Here is a 5,986-nt window from a genome sequence, read left to right as displayed (position 1 = left end):
GTGTGCCAGACGAGGACGACCACAGTGTCGCCGTCGGCAGCGGTGTACTGCACGGCGCAGCAGGGCCGGCCCGGCTCGCCGATCAGCTGCACGGTGCCGTGCATGATGACGTCCCGGATCTCCTTGTACCGGGCGATCCAGCCGGCCGCCTCCGTACGTTGCTCCGGGGTCCAGTGCCGAATGTCGGCGCCGATGCCGAGCACTCCGGCCATCGCGAGGACGAACCGGAACGCCAGTGACCGCGGGCGCGGGTCGAGCCCTCGGCTAACACCGCCCGCTACGAATCCACACGATGACGGACCCGACCCGAACCAGGAGTGATGGACGATGCCGCCAGCACCGCAGATACGCCAGATCATCGTAATCGACGACGGTCGTACCCGGCAGCTCGCCTGCGCCTTCGCCCCGACACCGTGCGCACCCGGGCCCACTACGCACAAGACAGCCGGGCGGACTACCTCGCCACCTGCCAAGAGACCGGAGGCGAGAAGGACTGATGCCGTGGGCCCGGCTCGATTCGAGCAGGCTCGCGACCACGCTGAGCATTCCGCCAACCTGCGGAGCCTACCTGGCCGTTGCGGTTCGAATACCCAGGGCGATCAACACAGCTCCTGCCAGCCGACTCATCCCACGCCAGAACTGAGGGGTGTCGACCGCCCTGCGCGCCGCAGCGACCACCGACGTCCAGAACAGCAGCCAGACGAGGACGACGGCCACATGCGCGACCGCAAGCGCCGCGATCTGGGGTGCGACCGGGCGGCCGGGGGCGAGGAACTGCGGGACGAGCGTGAGACAGACCGACGAGGCTTTCGGATTGAGGACGTTGGACCACAGACGATCAGCGTCAAGCGAGAGGGCCGCCGCTGGTACGTCATCCTCGCCTGCGACGAGGTGCCCGCCGAGCCGCTTCCCGCCACCGGGTCGATCGTCGGTATCGACATGGGCACGGTGCACTTCTTCACCGACTCAGGCGGCGTGCACGTCGAGAACCCGAAGTCCAGGCCTTCAACGCGATCGTGCAGGCGGTCATCCCGCTCCTGCCGCCCCTCGCCAACCTGGTGGCCACCGTGGCGCCGCTGGTGGTGCTCCTCCTCCGGCTCCTCGCGCCGGTCCTCCAGATCGCCGGCGCGTCACGGTAAGCGGCACCGGTTCGGCCGCGCCAACCCCTACCGGGTGAGCGCGGAGGTGCCGTGCGAGGACGTCCGGGCCTGCCTTTCCGCCGGGCCCGGCGTCACCTTCGACCAGGCAACCGGGGTCATCGGGGCCAACATCTCCGGCCAGGCCGGGAACAACCTGATCACGCAGCCGGATGGGAGCCTCTACGTCCCGACCGGCGCGGCCACCGTCACCGCCGGGTGCGGCCTGGAAGGTGACGGATCGGCAAGCGCCCCGATCCAGGTAGCCACCGGAACGTGGCCCGGCCGTACCCGTGCAGCGCGGACACCGAGGGCGGCGTCATCGTGTGCGGCTCGGACGGCATCCTCCGCGGCGAGCCGCGCGGGGCGACCATCTTCACCAGGTACGCCGAGGAGCGGACGTATCCGGACGTCGAGATCGCCAGCGCCACGGTGGTGACCGCGGACACGTTCAGTACCACGGTGACCAACCCCAGTACGTGCCTCCCGGCCCTGGCCGTTGTGGAACAAGAGGTGGATGTCTACATGGTGTTGCCTGCCGGTGCCGGGGCAGCAACCGGCTTCGACGGTGACGAGACGTTCTACATCCGCAACACCGGATCGTCCACGATGACCGGTGTCCACTCGCAGGCCACGAAGGTCCTCTCTCGCGGCACGCTCGCTCCCGGGGCGTCCATGTCGCTGAGTTTCGGGGCGACGGTCGGCCGCGACTCCGGCGGGGCCTACTACTACCGAATCAACGCCCTCATCCGCGCCCTGCTCATTGCCTTGTGAGGTTCCGTCATGCTGGAAGACCTGCCCTCTCTGCCCTGGCCCGACTTCGAGCCCGCCCCCGAGCCCGTGAAGGCGTGGGTCCAGTACGAAGACGGCTCGCTCGGATCCATCACCCTGGCCGGGTTGGAGCTCCCCGTGTTGGCGCGGCCCGGACGCGTGATCACGCAGGATGAATACCACCGGCTCAGTGCGGAGATGACGGACGCTCACACCGCCCGCCTCAAGGCGATGGAAGACGAGGAGGCCGCCCGCCAGGTACGCGAGTTCCGGGACCTCACCACGGCCGACATCCCCGAGGAGACCGCGCGGCGGCTGTCCGGCTACACCGGGCCCGCGGACACGTCGAGCACGCAAACCGCGTAGTTAGACTCCCTGGTAGCCGCTGGTTGTGGGCCGGGCCTCCACCTCCGCACCCCGGAGTTTCCTCATGGCTCAGTTCGGCTGCGGCGGCTCCCGCTGCACCTGTGTCGTCACGGCTGGCCCGGGCGTCACCGTCACCGGCAACGGCTCCAGCGGCGCCCCCTACGTCATCGGCGCGGGAGGCGGCGGCACGGTCACCTGTGACCAGGTCCGCCCCTGCCTCTCCGCCGGGCCCGGCATCGACTACGACCCGGCAACCGGCGTCATTGAGGCGCAGATCTCGACGGACGCCGGGAACACCACGATCATCGGGGGAGACGGCGGCCTGTACACCCCGGCCTCCTCCACCGCCGTCCAGGCCGCCGACACGGACACCGTGGACACCAGCGTCTCCGGCACCGGCACGACCGGCGGCCCCTACACCGTGTCCGCAGCCGTGCGCCTGGACCCCACCCCGCCCGCCGGCGGGACCAACCTCATCGGCTCCGGCCCGGAAGGCCTCTACCTCGAGTGCGCCGACGTCCGCGGCTGCCTCTCCGCCGGGGACGGCGTGGCATACGACCCCACCACCGGGGAGATCGCCGCCCGCCCGTCCACGGACGCAGGGAACAACCTGGCCATCGGTGGTGATGGCGGCCTCTACGTTCCGCCGGCCGCCGCGCTCACCGCGGGGTGCGGCCTCACCGGTGACGGCTCCGCCGGTGCCCCGCTGGAGGCCGCAGTCGGTGCCTGGCCCTACGCGTGCGACCCGGAGGACAACGGCGGCGTCATCGTCTGCGGCAGTGACGGCGTCCTCCGAGGCGAGCCCCGTAGCCGCGCACAGTTCTCGTCCCGGTTCTATGACCAGGACTTCGCCAACGTTGCCGTGCCCGCCGCGGCGAACACCTTCATCACGCGGGTGGAGTTCCCGTTCACCAACCCCGACCCGTGCCGCGAGGCACAGATCGTGCTGTCCCTGGAGCTGGAGGTGACTCTCAACCTTCCAGTGGGGGCGCAGGCTGAGTACGGGTTCAGCGGGCCCGACGAGATGGTCCTTTACCGCAACACGGGGACGACGGCCGCGAACGGTCTGCACTGGCAGGTCACGAAGGTCCTCGGCGGCGGCATCGCCCCGCCCGGCGCGACGCTGAATCTCGGCTTTGACGTCCTCATGAGCCGCGGAACGGCCGGCGCCACCTACTCCCACATTCAGGGCATCGTGCGCGCCCTGTTCATCACCCGGTAAGGAGGCACCCCATGGCTACCCCGGTCGAACCGCGAACCCAGTGGGCCATCTTCGACGACGGCTCCGTAGGCATGTGGCGCTACGAGGGCGACACCCCGCCGGCGCTGCCCGCGCCCGGGCGCATCGTCTCCCAAGAGGAGTACGAGGAGGCGCGCGCCGTCATCACCCAGGCCGTCCAGGAGGACAACGACCAGCAGGAAGCCGCCGAGCGGGAGCAGATCCGCGACGACTACGACGCCCTCCTGGCGCTCGGCATGCCGGAGACGACCGCGCGCCGGCTGTCCGGCTACACCGACCCAGCGGAGGACGAGTCATGAAACTCGTTCAGCGTGAGGACTGGGGTGCTCCGGCGTCCTCCCCGGCCTCCTACCTCGCCTCCGCCCACGGCGTGAAGATCCATTACCTCGGGACGGAGTACAGCTCCCGCGCGCACTCCAAGTGCGACGACTACGTGAGGAGCATCCGCGCTGCGCACCTGGCGAACACCACGGAGAACTACGTGGACATCGCGTACACCGCGCTCGTGTGTCAGCACGGGTACGTGTTCGAGGGCCGCGGCACGCACAAGCGGTCCGGCGCGAACGGCTCGGCGGAGCTCAACGGCCGGGACTACGCCGTGTGCGCGCTCCTCGGCTCCAAGGGCCTCACCGTGCCGCCGGACGCCATGCTCCACGGCCTTCGGGACGCGATCGAATGGCTCCGCCGGGACGGGGACGCCGGGGACTGGATCGGCGGCCACAGGGACGGCTACTCCACCGAGTGCCCCGGGGACTGGCTGTACGGGTGGGTCAAGCGCGGCGCGCCCCGGCCGGGCGGGAGCAAGCCGGCCCCGGCGGACGACGTCTACGAGGTGCGCGCCGGGGACTCCCTGGCCGTCATCGCCCGGCGCCTGGACGTCTCCTGGCAGGACCTGGCGAAGGTCAACGGGCTCCGGCCGCCGTACACGATCTATCCCGGCCAGGAGCTCCACATCCCCGAGGCCTCCAGCGGCGGCGGCCAGGAGATCCCGCCCTTCCCCGGCGCCGGCGCGTTCGTGCTCGGCAAGACGCACTCGGCCGTCACGCAGCTGGATAAGCGGCTGATCGCGAAGGGCTTCACCCGGCACCACGACGGCAACGGCTACCAGGCCGGGCCGCGGTTCACCGAGTACACCCGGCGCAACGTCGCGGACTTCCAGCGCTCCCGCGCCGAGCTCCGCGCAGACCCGGACGGATACCCGGGCCCGCTCACCTGGAAGCTCCTCCACTCCTAGAAGGGACCCCGCTCATGTCCAGTGCCCTCAACCTCCCCCGCACGGAAACCGTCGTGAAGACGGCGGCGACGTACGGCAGAGACCTCCTGGAGCGCACGCTCTCCACGTTCCTCCAGGCCTTCATTGGCGGCGTCGTGGTGACGCAGCCGCTCGACGGGTCGATGTGGTACGCAGCGCTGGCCGGTGGCGTCGGCGCCGTCCTCGCCTTCGGGAAGGGCCTGTTCGCTCGATTGCGGGGCGCGACCCACTCCGCATCGCTGGCCAAGGGGGTGTAGTCCATGGAGGCGCCGGAGGCATCGGTGGCCGTGGAGCTGGAGCGGCTACGCGGCACCGTGTCCACGGGGTTCGCTGAGGTCAAGGGCTCGTTGGCCGTCCTCGTTGAACGGTCGACGCGGAACGAGCAGGACCTCAAGCAACTCCGGGAGGACACAGACACCGCCATCACCGCACTGCGGACGGAGGTGGAGGAGTTGAAGGCGCGGCGGTGGCCCCTCGGGGTGGTCGGCGCGCTGACCGGTGTTGCCGGCGCCGCAACGGGCGTCGTGTCCCTATTCATCCGCTGACCGGCCCCGCACAGACCAAGCGCCCGCCCCTCAACTGCCCCGGGGCGGGCGCTCTGCCGTGCCATCCTGGCCCGTATGACGACGGCTGACCCGGTGGACGAGATCAATGGAGCAACCCCGCTGGCGCGAGCTAGGGTCCGAGCATGGCGACGACCGCGGATGTGCTGGCTGCCCTTGCGGACCTGCGGGCCGATCTCGGCTCCGGGATGTGGCTGCCGGACGAGTACGAGCGTGTGATGGCCGTGATCGTGCAGACGGAAGGCGGGGCAGGCGCGGACGCCATACGGGCCGGGCTGCGGGCAGCCGGGCCCCACGTGACGCACGGGCAGCTGGCGCCCATCGCGGCACGGTGTGCATACGTACTGGAGGCTCCCAGCCGCGCCGCCTCCCCCGAGGGGCAAGCCGTGAAGGCGGCCCTCGATGAGGTGCTGGGCGAGGTGGTCGTCGCAGGCCTGCGACGCTGAGCTCGCCGTCCGCTACGAGGCGACCGTGCTGGTCGCGGCCATCAATGAGTGGCTGTGACCAGCACTTCCGCAACAGGCCCTAGACGCAATGCCGTTGCGTTACGGGTCTGGTGGTCTTGGCGTGTGGATCACGACGGCGTCGGTGGCTGTCCGGGTCGGCTGGGGCCAGTGCCGGTGCTCGGCTCTCTTGAGGTGGTAGTTGGACATCTTGC

General features: G+C 70.3%; 10 protein-coding genes and 2 pseudogenes. 10 read left to right on the top strand and 2 right to left on the bottom strand.

Features of this window, described 5'->3' with window-relative positions; all coding sequences use genetic code 11:
• Positions 1–254: pseudogene (locus ACTWQJ_RS45025) on the bottom strand (alpha-galactosidase); the annotation flags it as partial.
• Positions 255–564: 310 nt separating this feature from the next.
• Positions 565–834, bottom strand: a complete 270-nt coding sequence (locus tag ACTWQJ_RS45020) for a LysE family translocator (protein WP_443312175.1) — start codon at positions 832–834, stop codon at positions 565–567.
• Between ACTWQJ_RS45020 and ACTWQJ_RS45015 the strand changes: the two are divergent.
• The 10 genes and pseudogenes from ACTWQJ_RS45015 to ACTWQJ_RS44970 form a co-directional block, all read left to right on the top strand.
• Positions 832–996: pseudogene (locus ACTWQJ_RS45015) on the top strand (RNA-guided endonuclease TnpB family protein); the annotation flags it as partial. The gene ACTWQJ_RS45020 and the pseudogene ACTWQJ_RS45015 sit on opposite strands and share 3 nt — an antisense overlap.
• A gap of 20 nt (positions 997–1,016) precedes the next feature.
• Complete coding sequence (locus ACTWQJ_RS45010) at positions 1,017–1,139, top strand: hypothetical protein (RefSeq protein ID WP_443312174.1); 123 nt, start codon at positions 1,017–1,019, stop codon at positions 1,137–1,139.
• Between the two features lie 273 nt (positions 1,140–1,412).
• Positions 1,413–1,910: a hypothetical protein gene (locus ACTWQJ_RS45005; RefSeq protein WP_443312173.1), complete on the top strand. Its 498-nt coding sequence runs from the start codon at positions 1,413–1,415 to the stop codon at positions 1,908–1,910.
• A 9-nt stretch (positions 1,911–1,919) separates the two neighbouring features.
• On the top strand, positions 1,920–2,273 hold the full coding sequence (locus ACTWQJ_RS45000) for a hypothetical protein (protein ID WP_443312172.1): 354 nt from the start codon (positions 1,920–1,922) through the stop codon (positions 2,271–2,273).
• A gap of 64 nt (positions 2,274–2,337) precedes the next feature.
• Complete coding sequence (locus ACTWQJ_RS44995) at positions 2,338–3,495, top strand: hypothetical protein (protein WP_443312171.1); 1,158 nt, start codon at positions 2,338–2,340, stop codon at positions 3,493–3,495.
• Between the two features lie 11 nt (positions 3,496–3,506).
• Entirely contained in the window at positions 3,507–3,812 is a 306-nt protein-coding gene (locus ACTWQJ_RS44990) for a hypothetical protein (RefSeq protein ID WP_443312170.1), read from the top strand.
• On the top strand, positions 3,809–4,747 hold the full coding sequence (locus tag ACTWQJ_RS44985; RefSeq protein WP_443312169.1) for a peptidoglycan-binding protein: 939 nt from the start codon (positions 3,809–3,811) through the stop codon (positions 4,745–4,747). The genes ACTWQJ_RS44990 and ACTWQJ_RS44985 overlap by 4 nt, the downstream gene beginning before the upstream one ends.
• 14 nt (positions 4,748–4,761) lie before the next feature.
• Positions 4,762–5,022, top strand: a complete 261-nt coding sequence (locus tag ACTWQJ_RS44980; protein WP_443312168.1) for a hypothetical protein — start codon at positions 4,762–4,764, stop codon at positions 5,020–5,022.
• A gap of 3 nt (positions 5,023–5,025) precedes the next feature.
• Positions 5,026–5,310: a hypothetical protein gene (locus ACTWQJ_RS44975; RefSeq protein WP_328687720.1), complete on the top strand. Its 285-nt coding sequence runs from the start codon at positions 5,026–5,028 to the stop codon at positions 5,308–5,310.
• A gap of 143 nt (positions 5,311–5,453) precedes the next feature.
• On the top strand, positions 5,454–5,774 hold the full coding sequence (locus tag ACTWQJ_RS44970) for a hypothetical protein (protein WP_443312167.1): 321 nt from the start codon (positions 5,454–5,456) through the stop codon (positions 5,772–5,774).
• Positions 5,775–5,986: the final 212 nt, after the last annotated feature.

Origin of the sequence: Streptomyces sp. KR55, from assembly GCF_052245645.1 — a bacterium.
In the GTDB taxonomy this organism is placed as follows: Bacteria; Actinomycetota; Actinomycetes; order Streptomycetales; family Streptomycetaceae; genus Streptomyces; species Streptomyces flavusporus.
The sequence above is the reverse complement of the archived record's forward strand: the minus strand, read 5'-3'. Positions and strand labels throughout refer to the sequence as shown.